The sequence below is a fragment of the Rhodococcus sp. ARC_M12 genome, assembly GCF_022810385.1.
In the GTDB taxonomy this organism is placed as follows: domain Bacteria; phylum Actinomycetota; class Actinomycetes; order Mycobacteriales; family Mycobacteriaceae; genus Rhodococcoides; species Rhodococcoides navarretei.
Map to the genome: position 1 here is coordinate 1 of NZ_JALGQI010000028.1, position 15610 is coordinate 15610.

The 15610-nt window shown below is 61.4% G+C and carries 15 protein-coding genes and 3 tRNA genes; 11 read left to right on the forward strand and 7 right to left on the reverse strand.

Annotated features, from left to right (window positions below; genetic code table 11):
• Positions 1-163: 163 nt before the first annotated feature.
• Positions 164-1198, reverse strand: a complete 1035-nt coding sequence (gene mgrA / locus MTX35_RS24805) for an L-glyceraldehyde 3-phosphate reductase (protein ID WP_243597418.1) — start codon at positions 1196-1198, stop codon at positions 164-166.
• Between the two features lie 77 nt (positions 1199-1275).
• On the opposite strand from mgrA, the gene MTX35_RS24810 reads away from it, so the two are divergent.
• From MTX35_RS24810 to MTX35_RS24820, 3 genes are all read left to right on the forward strand, one after another.
• A complete protein-coding gene (locus MTX35_RS24810) occupies positions 1276-1788 on the forward strand; it encodes a MarR family winged helix-turn-helix transcriptional regulator (RefSeq protein ID WP_374230354.1) in 513 nt (170 codons plus the stop codon).
• A gap of 58 nt (positions 1789-1846) precedes the next feature.
• Positions 1847-1936 (forward strand) — tRNA-Ser (locus tag MTX35_RS24815).
• Between the two features lie 688 nt (positions 1937-2624).
• Complete coding sequence (locus MTX35_RS24820) at positions 2625-3437, forward strand: formate/nitrite transporter family protein (RefSeq protein WP_243597420.1); 813 nt, start codon at positions 2625-2627, stop codon at positions 3435-3437.
• A 17-nt stretch (positions 3438-3454) separates the two neighbouring features.
• Here MTX35_RS24820 and MTX35_RS24825 read toward each other — a convergent pair whose 3' ends face one another.
• On the reverse strand, positions 3455-4378 hold the full coding sequence (locus MTX35_RS24825) for an RluA family pseudouridine synthase (RefSeq protein WP_243597421.1): 924 nt from the start codon (positions 4376-4378) through the stop codon (positions 3455-3457).
• A 77-nt stretch (positions 4379-4455) separates the two neighbouring features.
• Complete coding sequence (locus MTX35_RS24830) at positions 4456-4812, reverse strand: excalibur calcium-binding domain-containing protein (protein WP_243597422.1); 357 nt, start codon at positions 4810-4812, stop codon at positions 4456-4458.
• Between the two features lie 144 nt (positions 4813-4956).
• Between MTX35_RS24830 and MTX35_RS24835 the strand changes: the two genes are divergently transcribed.
• Both MTX35_RS24835 and MTX35_RS24840 read left to right on the forward strand, forming a co-directional pair.
• Positions 4957-5160, forward strand: a complete 204-nt coding sequence (locus tag MTX35_RS24835) for a DUF3072 domain-containing protein (RefSeq protein ID WP_243597423.1) — start codon at positions 4957-4959, stop codon at positions 5158-5160.
• A 291-nt stretch (positions 5161-5451) separates the two neighbouring features.
• The gene (locus tag MTX35_RS24840; protein WP_243597430.1) at positions 5452-6498 is read left to right on the forward strand and encodes an alpha/beta hydrolase family protein; all 1047 of its coding nucleotides are present in this window, start codon (positions 5452-5454) and stop codon (positions 6496-6498) included.
• Here the strand turns inward: MTX35_RS24840 and hisC are convergent.
• Positions 6487-7551 carry a histidinol-phosphate transaminase gene (gene hisC, locus MTX35_RS24845; RefSeq protein ID WP_279393668.1) on the reverse strand — a complete coding sequence of 355 codons (1065 nt, stop codon included), beginning with the start codon at positions 7549-7551 and terminating at the stop codon, positions 6487-6489. The genes MTX35_RS24840 and hisC overlap by 12 nt on opposite strands.
• Positions 7552-7635: 84 nt before the next feature.
• Between hisC and MTX35_RS24850 the strand changes: the two genes are divergently transcribed.
• The 3 genes from MTX35_RS24850 (at position 7636) to MTX35_RS24860 (ending at position 8741) form a co-directional block, all read left to right on the forward strand.
• Entirely contained in the window at positions 7636-8400 is a 765-nt protein-coding gene (locus MTX35_RS24850; protein ID WP_243597425.1) for a dienelactone hydrolase family protein, read from the forward strand.
• 123 nt (positions 8401-8523) lie between these two features.
• A tRNA-Ser gene (locus MTX35_RS24855) sits at positions 8524-8613 on the forward strand.
• Positions 8614-8668: 55 nt separating this feature from the next.
• A tRNA-Arg gene (locus tag MTX35_RS24860) sits at positions 8669-8741 on the forward strand.
• 194 nt (positions 8742-8935) lie between these two features.
• Here the strand turns inward: MTX35_RS24860 and MTX35_RS24865 are convergent.
• From MTX35_RS24865 to MTX35_RS26330, 3 genes are all read right to left on the reverse strand, one after another.
• On the reverse strand, positions 8936-9820 hold the full coding sequence (locus MTX35_RS24865; RefSeq protein WP_243597426.1) for a trypsin-like peptidase domain-containing protein: 885 nt from the start codon (positions 9818-9820) through the stop codon (positions 8936-8938).
• A gap of 16 nt (positions 9821-9836) precedes the next feature.
• On the reverse strand, positions 9837-10892 hold the full coding sequence (locus tag MTX35_RS24870) for a tyrosine-type recombinase/integrase (protein WP_243597427.1): 1056 nt from the start codon (positions 10890-10892) through the stop codon (positions 9837-9839).
• Between the two features lie 172 nt (positions 10893-11064).
• A complete protein-coding gene (locus MTX35_RS26330; protein WP_374230355.1) occupies positions 11065-11670 on the reverse strand; it encodes a helix-turn-helix domain-containing protein in 606 nt (201 codons plus the stop codon).
• A gap of 176 nt (positions 11671-11846) precedes the next feature.
• Between MTX35_RS26330 and MTX35_RS26160 the strand changes: the two genes are divergently transcribed.
• The 3 genes from MTX35_RS26160 (at position 11847) to MTX35_RS24880 (ending at position 15012) form a co-directional block, all read left to right on the forward strand.
• Positions 11847-12011, forward strand: a complete 165-nt coding sequence (locus tag MTX35_RS26160; protein WP_308198168.1) for a helix-turn-helix domain-containing protein — start codon at positions 11847-11849, stop codon at positions 12009-12011.
• Between the two features lie 140 nt (positions 12012-12151).
• Positions 12152-13555 carry a hypothetical protein gene (locus MTX35_RS24875; RefSeq protein ID WP_243597428.1) on the forward strand — a complete coding sequence of 468 codons (1404 nt, stop codon included), beginning with the start codon at positions 12152-12154 and terminating at the stop codon, positions 13553-13555.
• Between the two features lie 209 nt (positions 13556-13764).
• Positions 13765-15012, forward strand: a complete 1248-nt coding sequence (locus tag MTX35_RS24880; RefSeq protein WP_243597429.1) for an HNH endonuclease — start codon at positions 13765-13767, stop codon at positions 15010-15012.
• Positions 15013-15610: the final 598 nt, after the last annotated feature.

The following is a 15610-nucleotide window of genomic DNA, read 5'->3' on the forward strand; positions in this document are numbered from 1 at the left end:
GAATCAGAAACTGTTGATCACGATCGACCGGTCGATAGCCCTTCGCCACCAACACATTGTCCCGCACCACCGACAATGGGGCGCCTCGACACTCGAGACGCCCCACCATCAAAATGCGACAGCCCCCAGGGGGCACTTAACCGCACCACTGCCGCAGGCACTCTTACAGGTCCCAGAGGTTGATTCCGAAGTCCTCGGCGTGCTGGTCGATCTGCGTGAGCTCGGCGTCGGTGAAGTCGAGATTGTCCAGCGCCGCCACGTTGTTCTCCAGCTGTTCGACGCTCGATGCGCCGATCAGTACCGAGGTCACCCGCGGGTCGCGCAGGGCCCAGCTCAGGGCGAGTTGGGCAAGGGATTGGCCGCGAGTCGAGGCGATGTCGTTCAACGCCCGAAGGTGCCCGATGTGGTCGTCGGTGAGCCAGTCCGGGTTCAACGACTTACCCTGTGCTGCTCGCGAATCCGCAGGAATACCGTCGAGGTACCTGTCGGTGAGCATGCCCTGGGCCAGAGGTGAGAACGCGATGACGCCCGCGCCCACCGCGTCGAGGGTGCCGAGTAGTTCGGGCTCGATCCAGCGATTGACCATCGAATAGCTGGGCTGGTGAATCAGGAGGGGAACACCCGCGTCGGCCAGCAGGTCCGCCATCTTCTGCGTCCCCTCGGGTTTGTAGGAGCTGATGCCCGCGTACAGGGCCTTGCCCTGCTGAACCGCGCTGATCAGCGCGCCTGCAGTCTCTTCGATAGGGGTGTCGTGGTCGGGTCGGTGGCTGTAGAAGATGTCCACGTGGTCGAGTCGCATGCGCGTCAACGATTGGTCGAGCGAGGACAGCAGGTACTTGCGGGAACCGCCGAAACCGTAGGGGCCGGGCCACATGTCCCAGCCTGCCTTGCTCGAGATGATCAGCTCGTCGCGGTATCCGGCGAAGTCCTCCGAGAAGATGCGGCCGAAGTTCTTCTCCGCACTGCCGTACGGCGGGCCGTAGTTGTTGGCCAGGTCGAAGTGCGTGATCCCGAGATCGAATGCGCGACGCAGGATCGCGCGCTGGTTCATCAGCGGTACGTCGTCACCGAAGTTGTGCCACAGCCCCAACGAGATCGCCGGTAGCTTCGGCCCGCGGGAGCCCACTTGCCGGAAGACCATGGACTCGTATCTGTCGGCTGCGGCAACGAAAGGTGGGTCGATGTTGGGATCTGTCATAACTCGACCCTAGGTCCCGGACTCGAATCGAACATTCAACCATCGCAAGCTACTCGTCGGTAGATTTCTTGCCTAGGATGTCACGGGTGACAGCCGAACTAGCCGTTGGTTCCGGGGGGGACCCGCAGTGGCTCGATACTGCGGAAATGACAGCATGGCGCGCCTACATGGACGGCGGGCAACGATTGATGGGGGTGTTGAACAGGGAGCTGCACGACGGCCACGATCTGTCGATGGCGGAATACCGCATTCTGGTGATGCTGTCGGAATCGGACGACGGCTCCGTCAGAATGAGCGAGCTGGCCGACGGTGTCCTGTCCTCGAGAAGTCGCCTGACGCATCAGATCAGGCGCATGGAACTGCAGGACATGGTGACTCGTAGCACCTGCGTCAACGACGGCAGGGGCGTGCTCGCGGTGATCACCGACGAAGGCCGTCGGCGACTTGCGGAGGCGGCACCAACCCACGTCCGCGGCGTACGTCGGCACCTCTTGGACATCCTCTCGCCCCACGAACTCGAGGTGCTGGGTGACATCTTCGAGAAGGTCGACGCCGCGATGGACGCGTCCGGCTCGACACCGCGACGATGAGGGGCGGGCTCTGAGGGCGATTGGGTCTCTGGCCGCCGGGCCGTTTAAGATCGCACACGGAAGCGTGGCAGAGCGGCCCAATGCACTCGCCTTGAAAGCGAGAGACGTGTAAAAGCGTCCGGGGGTTCAAATCCCTCCGCTTCCGCCACATGTTCGTTGTTCGAACCCGGTCCACCCGCAAGGGTGGGCCGGTTTTGTTTGCCCTGGTGGCCGAGTGGCATCCATGTCGCTTTCCCAGGGATGCGCCACAACCTTCGCATGCAGCCGATGGATGGAACAATCGATCGGTGAGACATATTGAGACTGTTCGAGTCTCGGACGGCCAGATGCGATTGGCTCAGCAAGTATCCCTGGACTTGATCTGGCCTCCTGAGGGTGTCCCGGGCTTTGTGTACTTCGGTGACGGAGGAGCGCTGATCAGCACAGGGATCTCAGGTGGTTTCGTGAGAGTCGAGCTGAGGATGGTGCGAGATGAACCTGATCTGGATCTCGACTCATGGGAAGACATCGACGAGGGAGACCTGCGGACCGAGGCCGGAAGCATTCGCCTGTCAGCGGGTATGGCGTTCGAGAATTGGATACCCGGAGGACGGGATGGCCTCACTCCCCTTGGTCCAGAGCTTCATCGGGTTCGTGTCAGTGCCAGCGGAAGAAGCTCGAACTACGACTTGGTGATGGACGGCGACGAACCCGTCGAGTCCTACTCGATCGACATCTGGCCGGCGCGGTCTTCGTCAGCGCCGATCGTCCACAAGCACTCGTCGGGCCGGTAGGACTCGAACACAGGATTCCGGACTGACTGGTATCGATCTCGGTTCATTGGGTACTACCTGCGAATGAGCGAAGAAGCGCGGCGCAGGGACGGCGACAACGATGGACCTCTGGAAGAGGAACTCGAGGAAAGTTTCGACGCTGTCGTCTCCGAAGGTGCCGAGCGATTGCACCGCACCGTACGCACAGTCCTGATCACCGGATTCTTCGGCGGACTCGAAGTTGCTCTTGGTGTGATGGCCTATCTCGCGGTGTTGGACGAGACCGACAGTCATCTGTTGGCCGGCCTGGCGTTCGGTATCGGCCTGGTGGCCATCTATCTCGCCCATGGTGAGTTGTTCACCGAGGATTTTCTGATGCCGATCGCAGCGGTGGTGGCCCGCGACGGCACACCTCTGCAGCTGGCAAGGCTGTGGATCGGGACGCTGCTGGCGAATTTGCTGGGCGGTTGGGTGGTGATGTGGTTGATCGCGCACGCGTTTCCGCAGTGGCTCGAGGTGTTGTCCGAGGCGGCGCATCATTTCGTCGACGCACCGCTGAATCTTCAGTCGATCTGCCTGGCTGTTCTGGGCGGCAGCACGATGACATTGCTGACTCGCATGCAGCAGGGAACAACCTCCGACGTCGCGCGGATCATCGCCGCCATGGCGGCAGGGTTCCTGCTGGCCGGATTGCAGTTGTTCCACTCTATTCTCGACTCCCTGCTGATTTTCGGTGCCATCCACGCAGGAGCGGACGTGAGCTATGTCGCCTGGATCGAGTGGTTCGGATATACGGTGCTGTTCAACATCATCGGGGGCGTCGTGTTGGTCACCGCGCTGCGCCTGGTGCGCACGAAGGAGCTGGTGAAGTCCGAGCGTCATCGAAATCCCGAGTAGTCGAGCGGAGTCGGGTCTTACGACGTGCCATCCGATGCCCAACTACCCAGGCTCAGTCCGGTCTGGAAGCGTCGCATCGACTTCGAGATCGGGTCAGTGAATTCGATTGCACTGGCGAGTAATTGGAGTGGATTCGTGAAATCGTCGACGGCTCGTCCGCTTGCCGTCGGATAGAGGTCATCACCCAGGATTGGAACGCCCAACGAGCTCATGTGCAAGCGCAGTTGGTGAGTGCGGCCGGTCAACGGGGTCAGACAATAGCGACCGAGTCCGTGCCGATGGTCGAGAAGTTCGACGGTCGTGTGCGCGTTGGCTTCTCCGTCCACCTCGCGGGCGGTGAATTGCCCCTTCTCCGAGACGATTCGACTGCGAACGACGGTCGGCAGTGCGAGTGACGGGTCGTAGGGCGCGATTGCCTCGTACTCCTTGCGGACCTGTCGATCCTGGAAGAGCGTTTGATACGCGCCGCGCAGTGTCGGGTCGACGACGAGCAGAACCAGCCCTGCGGTGACGCGATCGAGGCGGTGAGCGGGCACCAGTTGGGGAAGATCCAGTTCGAGACGCAGTCGTACCAATGCGGTCTGCAGGATGTGCCCGCCGCGGGGGATGGTCGGCAGGAAGTGCGGCTTGTCGATAACCAGCAGTGCTTCGTCGCGGTGCACGATCGAGATATCGAACGGCACAACGGTTTCCGATGGCAGATCGCGGTGGAACCAGACTGCCTCGCCGGGAACATACGGTGCGTCCGGTGCGATGGGGCCCGCCATGTCGACGACTTCGCCGGCGTCCAGCATTGCGTCGATCCTCTGCGGAGGAATTCGTGACTCTGACGCGGCGAGGAAGTCACGAACAGTGCGCCACGTGCCGTCCTCGGGCATCCGGATTCGAGCGGGATCGAGACCGTGCCGCTTCGCCAGGGGCGGTTGCTGGCGACGTCTCACCGAGTGAGCGTATCGCCCGTCGAGATCGCACTTATGCGGACAATTCCGAGGGATCTGCCCACATAAGTGCGAGTTCGCTACTCGCAGCCGATGCCGTCGTCGTCGCGGTCGAGGTGGGGGCCGTAGCCGTACTCGTCTCGGTAGACAGGAGCCGCCCCGGCGTCACGCGCAGCATCGCAGTTCTTGTACTGGAATCCGCTGGGCCGAGGTGCGGGGGCGGGCGCGCCCTGCTGCTGCGGCGCGGGTGCACCCTGCGGCGCAGGCGGGGGTGCAAAGGCGGGCGGCGGCGGCAGGATGCAGAACTGAGCCGAGCCAGCTCCGCACAGGAAATCGGTGATCGGATCGGCTGAGGCGACGGCCGGGGCGGCGACCACGGCTGCCGCCGCAATTACGCTCGAGATGCCGATCTTGAACAGCAGGTTCTTCGTCTTCATTGGGTTCCAATCGAGGGGAGTGTGATCTGGATCATTGCCGGGAGATTATTGAACTGTCAATCAAGTCATTCGTACGACCGACGTCCGCGCCACCTGAAGGGCGAGTGTGTTTGGAACCCGCCCATTCGGCGTATTTACGAACGTATGAGCGAGAGCGAGCAGGTCAACCAGAACCCCGAGAAGGATCCCGACGATTGGGTCACCGGCGACGAGCCGATGACCGGCCCACAGAAGAGCTACCTGAGCACACTTGCGCAGGAAGCGGGCGAGGAAGTTCCCGAGGGTCTGAACAAGGCACAGGCGTCGGAAATGATCGACAAGTTGCAGGGCGAGACCGGACGCGGCTGACTCTCAACCCAGAGGTCCACTCGATGTGACATCGACCCCCGAAAAGGCCACCGAATGTCACATCGAGTGCCCTCCGAGCGTGCGTGGCACCGAGGACATCCGACCAGGTAGACCGTTCTTTCTTCAGTACATGTAACAAAGGATCACGCGGACTTTTGTACCCGCCTTCTCGCGGCTATTGTGAGCGAACCCACAGCTTTGGCGTGCGCGCATATCGGTGGGTACGTTGAGTAACGGATGTGGTTCGTGTTGCGACCCGTGAGGGTGCGCTGGGGGAGGATGGGCAATCTGATGCACCGTCGAGTGTTGGCAGTAGCGGGGACTGCTTTGGCAGTGTCGCTGCTGGGGTCGGGTCTCGCCGGGGCGCAGCCGCTTCCCGGTACCGGCAGTTCCGACGGTGGCGGTGCGGTGCCCGGCATGCAAGCCCAGTCTCAGCCGATGGCGTCGGCGCGCATCGATCGAGTCGATATGTTGACCGATCGTCGTGCAGCGGTGTGGGTCGAGTCGCCCGCGATGGGCCGCACCATTCAGGTTCAAGTTCTTCTGCCGGCCGCGCAGGCGATGTCTCGTCCCACGCTGTACATGCTCGACGGTGTCAGCGCAGGCAAGGAATCCGACTACCAGGAGAGCACCTGGACGCAGAAGACCGACATCGTCGACTTCTTCGCGGACAAGCAGGTCAACGTGGTTCTCCCGGTCGGTGGATCGAGCAGTTACTACACGGACTGGAACGTGCCGGATCCGGTCCTCGGCGTCAACAAGTGGGAGACGTTCCTGACGTCGGAGTTGCCGCCGCTGATCGATGCGCGCTTCTCGGGTAACGGCACCAACGCGATCTCCGGTGTGTCGATGGGTGCCCAGGCCGCGATGGACCTGATCACACGACATCCCGATCTCTACACCGGCGTCGCCGGCCTGAGCGGTTGCTACGACAATTCGCAGACCAACTTCAAGGACGCGGTGCGCGCTACCGTCGCAACCAACGGCGGAAACGCCTCCAACATGTGGGGCGAGAACACCGATCCCAAGTGGGTCGAGCACGACCCGTCACGCAACGCCGAGGCCCTCCGCGGCAAAGACGTCTACATCTCCGTCGGTACAGGTTTGCCCGGCCCCTACGAACTCGGCCCCGGAGGCAGCGGAGTCGAGAGTGCGCTCATGGGCGGTCCGCTCGAGGCCGCCGCGCTGTATTGCACGACAGTGTTCGATACGAGACTGCGCGCGTTGGACATCCCTGCGACAACCGTCTATCGCCCCTACGGAATTCACGGCTGGCCGTATTGGCAGGACGATCTGCGTGAATCCTGGCCGACGCTCGAACGTGCGCTAGGCCTGTAGAGCACACTTCAGAAATGCGTCGTTCTCGTGCGGGTCGCCGATGGTGACCCGCACGCCGTCGTTTCCGTAGGCGCGCAGCAGTACACCCTGTTCCGCCGCCGCAGCAGCGAAGTCACCGGAGCGCTCGGCCAGCGGCAGCCAGACGAAGTTGGACTGCGACGCGCCGACGTCGAACCCGCCGCCGACCAGCGCGTCGCGGACGCGATCGCGTTCTGCGATGAGCGCATCGGTGCGGGCAAGCAGCTCCGCGGATGCTTCCAACGACGCCACTGCCGCCTGCTGGGCAATCGTGCTGACGGCAAACGCAATCCGCACCTTGGACAGTGCCGTGATCACCTCGGGATCGGCTACCGCGTAGCCCACCCGCAGGCCCGCGAGTCCGTAGGCCTTCGAGAACGTCCGCAACACGATCACGTTGCGTCGTCCACGGGCGAGTTCCACGCCGTCGACGTGATCGCCGTCGGCAGCGGGACGGGTGTACTCGAAGTAGGCCTCGTCCAATACGACGAGGATGTTCGACGGCACCGCGTCGAGGAACGCCTCGAGCCTGTCGCGTTGGACGACGGTGCCGGTCGGGTTGTTGGGGTTGCACACGAAGATCAGGCGAGTGCGGTCGGTGATGGCGGCGAGCATCGCGTCGAGATCGTGCACGTGGTCTGCGGTCAGCGGAACCTGCACGGGCGTCGCGCCCGCAACGCGCGTGATGATCGGGTAGGCCTCGAACGAACGCCACGCGAACAGCACCTCGTCGCCGGGGCCACAGGTAATCTGAACGACCTCCTGGCACAGTGCAACCGAACCGTTACCGGCGGCTACATTTTCCGTCGCAACTCCGAGCTTCTTCGCCAAGGATTCGACGAGTGCCGTCGCCCGGATGTCCGGGTAGCGGTTGACGCCCCCGACGGCCTCGGCGATCGCTGCATGCACGCTGGGGAGCGGGCCCTGCGTCGTTTCGTTGCTCGCCAGCTTGATTGCCCCCGGAAAGCTACGGCCGGGAATGTAAGCGGGGATTGCGTCGAGGTCGGGGCGGATGTGCGCGTTCACGGCTGCCATTATGCGCCCAGGTTCGGGGTTGACTTCTACGCGTCCGTGATATTGCTGTGCATGACCGGACCGATCGTCCTATCTTCGGTAAGTATGTCGGGAATCTTCAGCGACGCCGCAGTCCTTCGTTCCGCCCCCGCGCCCACATTCGGCGCAGACGACGTGGTGGATACGTCCGCGCACGAGTCACCACCACAGGAGAAGGTTCCGTTGACGGCCGTCGAACCCGATGGTCCACCTCGCGGCGGAATCGTCGTGCTGCACGAGGCGCGTGAGGTGCCCGAGTCTCTGCTCGACCTGCTGCGCGCACTCGCTCTCGAAGGTTGGCTGGCCGTCGCGCCCAACCTGTTCCATCGAGGCCACGGGGACGACAAGGAGGTCTTCGGAGACGACCTTTTCGCGGACTTCGACGCCACCGCCGACTGGCTCGTCAAACGCGGCGTCTACCCCGATTGTGTCGGGGTCATCGGATTCGACGACGCAGGAACGGCAGCGCTCATCGTGGCCACCAGTCGACCGGTCGGCGCGGCGGTCAGTGTCGCTGCAGCGGGCATCGTGGAACCGCTCAATTCCGACGCGGTTGCGTTGGTCGAGGCCGTACCCCGACTGCAGGCGCCCTGGCTCGGTCTCTACGGCGAGGACGACCCGCACACCCCACCCGATCACATCGAAGCCCTCCGCGACGCCGCCACGCGCGCCTCAGTGGCCACCAACGTCGTCAGCTATTCCGGTGTGAAGCATCGAGCCGACCATCCGAAGGAACAACCGGGCAGCAGCGACCACACAGATCCCGCCGAGGCCGCTCTGGTCGATGCGCAGACCCGCATCTTCGATTGGTTCGACAGCTTCATGCGGTGACGAGCAACAAGCATCTTTTACGCGAACGCCGTGCGAACCGAAGGCGTCGACCAGCCGTTTTGCCTTCTGGCCTCAGCCGTGTGTAATCTCTTTCCTCGGCGGTCCGAGAGGGCCGGCAGCCTAGGAGGCGTGCCAGAGCGGCCGAATGGGAGTCACTGCTAATGACTTGACCCTTCACCGGGTCCGGAGGTTCAAATCCTCTCGCCTCCGCCACGCTGATCCGCAAGGATCGGCACGTCGGTTCTTCGGAACCGGCACAACTGAACATGCGCCCGTAGCTCAACGGATAGAGCACTTGACTACGGATCAAGAGGTTAGGGGTTCGAATCCCTTCGGGCGCACAGGAAAAACATCCCCTTACCAGCAGCGATGCCGGTAGGGGGATGTTTTGTTGCCTAGCCAGAACGGCTTTTTGACACGGAATCGACACTTTTTTGCGGCCGCGGCGATGCGTAACCGCAGATAAGGCCGTGCGACCCGCCCCCCGAAAAACAGACCACGAGATGTCTGCCCTTGCGGTTCGGCGTCGACTGCGTCAAAGCCCTGTTTCGCGGGCGGAGCTGGTTGGTGGTGAGGCCGAGATGGGACTTGTGATGTCGTCGGTAGAGATCGGGTCACCTTCGCCTTCGAAGCTGTGGATAACGGCTGCGATCTCAGTCGCTGGCGTGAAGAGCGTCAGAACACTTGGCGGCCCGTTGATGATCGTCGGGTCGTCAAACGAAACGTGACCGGTGTTCAGTCCGACGACCTGAATCGACTGCTCACCCCAGAAGCTAGTCGCGGCTGGCGCGATGGCCATCACGGGTGAGCCGGACATCCCCGCTCTACTGAATGACTGGCACAGAACTCGGTTGCTATAGACGTGAGAACCCATGACAGCGTCGTAACGGGGATCGCTGGACACCGTTCCAATTACGAGGATTGGACGATCAGCGAGTTCCTTGTTGAAGGAGGGGTAGCCAGGCGTAAGGACCTGCGATCCTACGTGGACGGTCCCATTGCGGAACGCGTCACCCGAAGCAAGGGCGTGCACGCCCATGGTGTTAAAGCCTGGAAGTAGAGACGCTTCGCCCAGGCTGACTACACAGACATCGACGGAGTCGTCGGCTGGGTACGCACAGACTGGTTGGTCGACGAGATGAGTTTGATGGACGACATCGGCATCCAGGCAACGCGTGTGCTGCGAGTAGCCCGAGATTGCGATGCCGCCCAGTTGGTACCCATACCCCTTATGGTCGGCATAAGGGAGGTCGGTGAGGTGGCGGTTGGTGACAAGGTAGGCCGATCCCGACTTTGCCGACACTAGGATAAAGCCGGTACCGACTCCGCTCCTCTTAAGATTCGACTCCCGATGAAAGTGCTCAAGCGAAAGCTGTACTGCGGTGTATAGGTGCTTGGTGCCAAAGGTCTCGTCCGTCACTGGATGATCCTCGCACTCACCCAGGGCCGAGATCCTGATGAGAGGTAGAAGCATCCGACAGAAGTTCGAGCACATGGGTGAGATCTGGCGCGGACGAGGCTTTCTGGATGTAGTGCTTTCTCGTAACGGCCGACCCGGAGTGCCCTAGCTGAGCCGCCGCGTCGTGCTCGCTACGCTCCCGGTCGATCAGCGTGGCAACCGTCTTACGGAACGCATGAGGTGTCACCCATGCGAACGCGTCACCCCGGGCATCTCTCCATTGCCGGCGGAGGTTGTGCGGATCACGGAGGGTCCCTATCGATGACGGGAAGATCACGTCCCAGGGATTGGAGGCGGCGTCGATCTGAAGGCGCATGATCGTTTCTACAGCGAACTTCGGTATCAGGACCGTCCTAAATCCGGAGGCGCTTTTCGTGTGTGCCTGTCTGACAAGGCCACCTCCCTCTGCCTGCCGTCCAGGGAGGCGCACAACAGTTCCGGAGATGGTCAAGCGGGGAGGCGTGGCGGACAGGTCGATGTCTGACCACCGAATAGCTAGCACTTCACCAATGCGTGCGCCTGTGGCCAAGAGGACGTCCACCACGTCCAGTAGCCCACTCACACGTGGGCGGCCTGTTCGTTGCCGACCGACTACCGGCCCCGCGCCGCCCGCCTCCCAGAGACGAACGTGCTCACGCAGGGCTTTCAGCTCGTCCAGATCTAGGGCCCGGACCACCTTCTTCGATCCACGGATGCCCGCGACCTCCCTGATGGGGTTAGTGGGCATTGCATCGTGGCGCACTGCGAGACCGAGTACGGCAGACAGGATCACCTTGAGTCGTCGAGCCTTCGCTGGATGTTCGCGGGCAACAGCTTTCAAGAATGTATCGAGTCGGGACGTCGTGCATTCGTGGAGGCGCAGACCACCCAGCTGAGGGGATATGGAGACACGGACGTCGGTGGTGTACTGCGCCACTGTTTGAGGTGACAGCTTGCCAGTCGAAACGATCTCGTCCAGCCATAGTGTGGCAACCGAATCTAGACGCATCTGCCGGTTGATCTCTTGACCGGTAGCCTCCACTCGATCCTGCATCGACCGTCTCAAACGGAGAGTTGCCGCGTTGGCGGAGTTGGCGAATGCCTGAACCGTTCGAGTCCTTCCGTCCTGGTCTCGATACCGGGCAGAGGCACGCCAAGAACCGTTGGGCTGCCGCTTGGCGCTGATGTTGCCGTAGGTGCCTATGGGTAATGGGTGACGCGGCATTTCAGCCCTCGAATCGCTCAGGCCCGTCACTGAAAGTGACCGCCGATGGTTGGTCCTCTGCCATTTCAAATCGGATCTTGGCCTGGGAGGACGGGTTTAGCTCGAAGCCCGCTCGAGCGTCCGCTATGGCGTCCTCTAGCGTGAGCGTTAGGGGATCGCTGGGACCTAAGGCCTCCCGCGTGAACGATGTCGACATGGGCTGACCAGGCGCGTGCCCGACTCGGTAGGAACCCTCGTGGAACCGAGTTAAAGCCGCCCTGAGCTGTTCTTGGAGTCGGAGGACCTCGTGAGCCTGCTCGGTGAGCTCGAAGAATGCGTTGTATATCGAAGCGCTATGGCGACTCAGCTCAGCGCTGACGATGGCAGCCGGCTCGGGTTCGACCAGTCGGCTCAAAGGCACACGGAGGGCGGCAGCGATGGCTCGGGCCTCGCCAAGGCGCACGGGGCGCTCGCCCTTCTCTATACGACTGATGGTCGTCTGGTGAACCTTCGGCCAGCCGTCCTCCCGTAATCGGGCTACCAATGAGCTCTGGCTAATCCCAAGACGCTCTCGCAGCTCTTGCATCCTCTGAGCGAACCGGATTTCGTCGTCGTCCGGGCTTGGCAATTCGGACCTCCTTGTCCACGCTACTGCGCGTGAGACGCGACCAAGCCATGACTATTTCACGTAATGTACTTGGCGTCAAACACATAATGCGATACGCTGTTGGCAATAGATCATCCAAGCACGAGAGGCCTTCAATGACTGGCAGCACAACGGATCTGGGCCGCGTTCAAGCGTTGATGAGTCCATCGGACGTCGCACAGTTTGCGGGTGTGTCAGTCCAAACGCTCGCCGTGTGGAGGATGAAGGCGGTAGGTCCTCGTTACATCAAGGCTGGCAAGCAGATTCGGTACCGCGTCGAAGACTTGAACGCCTGGTTGGAGACGCAGGCTCATGGCGGGTAGCAGGGTGGGTTAGCGGTAGCTGGCCAGGCCCTACGTGACCTGGCAATAAAAAATCCTCACCTGGCCCGGTGAGGATTTCTTTTCGGGTAGTTCGACGGTCGAGAACCGGCCGTAGCGCCCGCATGTCGTAGGAGACATCAGTGAGCGTAGCCGTCATCACGACGCAGTGCAACGACTCGAGTTCTCTTGGAGCCGCACGTATTCGGGATGCGAACACCAGGCCGATACGTGGTCTTGAAGCACTTGAAGTTCGTATGCGCGGTCACTCTATTGCGTACGAACACGGATGGGCTCCGCATCAACTCGACAAGGTCCTAGAAGTTGTTCAAAGTCAGATGACGATCAGCGACGTCATCCAACCTCGGTCGGATGCCAAGTGGCCGTTGGCTCTCGCATCCTTGCTGCGATCCTGCTTCGCGGCCGAGAAAGCTACGGGCAAGGGTGTTCACGTATCAAGGAGCCATGCGCACTATGAGGGCTTGCCTGCGGCGCAGCGCTGGGATCCGACCTACACGAGTGCGGCGATTGTTACTGCTATCGACCAGGGCGTGCGAATAGGGCTGCTGGTTGAACAGCGGGGGATCCGGCGGCCCCCTAGCCCTCGTATTCGCGACGGAGTCCAGACGCAAATCGCGTTGAGTGCTCTGGCGCTTGAGCTTCTCGACTGCCGCGTCGATGCCGGGGAGTCTCCACAGCTCACGAATCTGGCTCCGCACATAGAATTACGGGATCGGGGGAGCGGAAGGTTTCTCGACTTCAATCACAATTCGTGGACGCGGCAGGTTGAGATGGAGATGCGCTCTCTGGACGACGTCCAACGTGGACAGACGTTGACTTTGGATGGAGCAATACTCCCGCACAGCCGTCTGATTCGAAAGTTCAACACCGACTTCCATCGGGGGGGTCGGGCCTATTCTGTCGGCCCAGGCACATGGCAGACGCTCGCATCTTGTGATCGGCGTCGTCTCTATGTCGACGGTGAACCGACGGTTGAGATCGACATGTGCAACCTTCACCTGCGTCTGGCGCTGGCTCTGAGTGGTGCTGTCGCACCCTACGAGTTGGATCTCTATGACGACATCCCCCGGTTGGGCGGAGTCGGAACTTGTGACCGAAGTTTGATGAAGGTGGTGTGCTCCGCCGCGCTTTCCGGAGATAACCGAGAACAAGTCGTCCACTCGTTGGCTGAACAGTTCTGCGAACTACCCGTTGCTCCACCAGTTGGTGCTGGAGGCGCGAAGGGAGGTGCCTCCAGCCTTTACCCGTTCGTCGAGATGCTGATCGGTTCGCTGGTCGAGCGCTACCCCAGCATCACCCCACTGCTGTTCAAAGACGTCGGGGTCACCTTGCAGCGCACGGATAGCGACTTAGTGCACGAAATCCGCTTAGAGATTATGCGCAACCACGGGTTCGCCCCATATCCGGTTCACGATTCCGTGATTGTTCCCGCGACAGCCACTCTTGCAGTGACCGCACTTATTACCGATGTGCTGAACGGTCAGGGGTACAAAATACCGTTACGCGTTGCGGGAGGGCCACGTTAGCTCTTGGTGGCTCACTAGAACACTTTCCAGAAGAAGAGCAGAGACAAAGAACCGTCATAGGGAGACTTAATTGGTACAGCTTCCACCTGCGGGTTCTTCTAGCAATCGGACCAGACGACCAATATGCCAGTGCTGTACCACATCTGACCAAGAGGACCCTCTCTCCTTCACCTCAAGTCGCTGTCTGGGGCTGCGGATAGTGTGACGTGATGGCACTCACGGAACTCACCAGCGATGCAGTTCTGCAGGCGGTGGCTGCATACGACGACCTCGGTCGTGACGCGTTATTGGCCAAGCATGGGCTCGCAACGACAACGGCCTCAGTGCTTCTTCATGATGGCGAAGAATACGACACAACGGCCATCGTGCTTGAGGCCCACCACTTCGCGACTGGCGGAGCTTTGCCGTCACCACTGACGGATGATGAGCGGGCCACGAGGGTGCTTGCACTCATCAACTTGGGCTTCACTGTTCGTGACACATCTGTGTCCGATTCCGCCCGTGCGTGGCTCGTCGCGTCCAAACTGGACTATCGACGTCTGGGCGGAGGGTCTGTGTACGACGACGTAGTTGAGACTCATTACAGCTGGGACAGCAACGTGGCTAACTCCAAGCAGATCAAGGCTGGGGACTTAATTGCAATCTGGGACGAGTCCGAGTTGGTCGGGTTCTCTGTAATCGAATCCATCGACCTCAGCCGTGGGCGGAAGCGGATGGGACGCTGCCCCAATTGCGCAAACATCAACGTCGCTCGTCGGAAAAAGGCCAGACCGCGGTACCGATGCGAAAAATGCAACGCAACCTTCGGCACACCGGCCTACACCGAGAAGATGGTGGACCGCTTCAGGTCCACTCATGGCCAGGCGTGGACGGTGCCCATGCCTTCACTCGGTCGGAAGGACCTGATGAAGCTGTGTGTTCATGACTATTCGCAGAACAGCATCCGCGAATTGCGCTCAGTGGAGTTCCGTAATGCGATAGACGAGGTCGCGCTCGGCTCACCGATGGCAGTGGTCGACGCCGCTGTTCGCCAGATCCGAGGCGGGCATGTCGAACGGTTGGTCAGGGCGAGATTAGGGCAGGCGACCTTCCGCTCCCGCCTGGTACTTGCTCACGGTCTGGTGTGCGCCTTCACTGGACCCGCACCGGGCCCGGCCCTTGAGGCTGCGCATCTATATAGCTATGCCTCACAAGGCCAGCACCGCGACAATGGTGGTCTGCTCATGCGCCGTGACATCCACGCTCTGTTCGACCGAGGTCTACTGGCGGTGGGTTCAGACAATTGCATCAAGGTCTCCCCCCAAATCGGTTCCTATTCGGCCTACTGCGCCCTTGACGGTGCTCCCCTTCGCGTAGCTACGACCGTCGAGCAGAACGACTGGCTAGCAACTCACTTCCGGCAGTGGGAGCATCTGTTCGCCAGCTCGACCCCCCACCCTGAGGAATCGGGCCACTAAGAGGACGGCCCCCTTGGCATACTGCTGTCGCCCGACCATCGACATCGGTAAGAAGACTCCGCGTCCCATTGGACCTCAGGCAATATCGTTGGCCAAGGCGATTATGAAGGGTCCTATGAAATGTGAAGGTGTCTTGAGTCTGAGGGGCCTTGGTGTGACTGCGACTGGCAGGGCATACCTCGATGGGGTGCTATATCCACGGGCTGTGCTCCGTGAAGCGGTGGAGCGCCTGGGTGGTCAGTTCCACACTGAGTTCTGCAACTCGACGGATGTACTACTCCTCGGCAGTCATCACGTCGGGCAACTCCGCTCTGACCGATCCGGCGGCGTAGATGCTACTGATCAGCTGGTGCGGTCGCGCCGAGGAAGGAGTCATCACGTCCACTTGGTATTCGCGGAAGACTTGGGTGCACTGCTCGAAGGCGGTCACGTAGCGTGCCGCCCGGTACCAAGAGCGTGGATGAACTCGCAGGTGATGGCGCTCATCGAAAGTGCTCAACTTCGCTCAGCGAAAGTGCTCACCCGGTAGCGGTGATCACTGTAGCGGTTGACGGGTCCCGGTGACGGCTTTGCGGAGCTTCTCCGAGCGTGCGTTGTG

Coding starts and splice junctions, on each gene's coding strand:
- mgrA (WP_243597418.1), bottom strand. CDS start 1,198: ATGACAGATCCCAACATCGACCCACCTTTCGTTGCCGCAGCCGACAGA.
- MTX35_RS24810 (WP_374230354.1), top strand. CDS start 1,276: ATGTCACGGGTGACAGCCGAACTAGCCGTTGGTTCCGGGGGGGACCCG.
- MTX35_RS24820 (WP_243597420.1), top strand. CDS start 2,625: ATGAGCGAAGAAGCGCGGCGCAGGGACGGCGACAACGATGGACCTCTG.
- MTX35_RS24830 (WP_243597422.1), bottom strand. CDS start 4,812: ATGAAGACGAAGAACCTGCTGTTCAAGATCGGCATCTCGAGCGTAATT.
- MTX35_RS24835 (WP_243597423.1), top strand. CDS start 4,957: ATGAGCGAGAGCGAGCAGGTCAACCAGAACCCCGAGAAGGATCCCGAC.
- MTX35_RS24840 (WP_243597430.1), top strand. CDS start 5,452: ATGCACCGTCGAGTGTTGGCAGTAGCGGGGACTGCTTTGGCAGTGTCG.
- hisC (WP_279393668.1), bottom strand. CDS start 7,551: ATGGCAGCCGTGAACGCGCACATCCGCCCCGACCTCGACGCAATCCCC.
- MTX35_RS24850 (WP_243597425.1), top strand. CDS start 7,636: ATGTCGGGAATCTTCAGCGACGCCGCAGTCCTTCGTTCCGCCCCCGCG.
- MTX35_RS24870 (WP_243597427.1), bottom strand. CDS start 10,892: ATGCAGGATCGAGTGGAGGCTACCGGTCAAGAGATCAACCGGCAGATG.
- MTX35_RS26160 (WP_308198168.1), top strand. CDS start 11,847: ATGAGTCCATCGGACGTCGCACAGTTTGCGGGTGTGTCAGTCCAAACG.
- MTX35_RS24880 (WP_243597429.1), top strand. CDS start 13,765: ATGGCACTCACGGAACTCACCAGCGATGCAGTTCTGCAGGCGGTGGCT.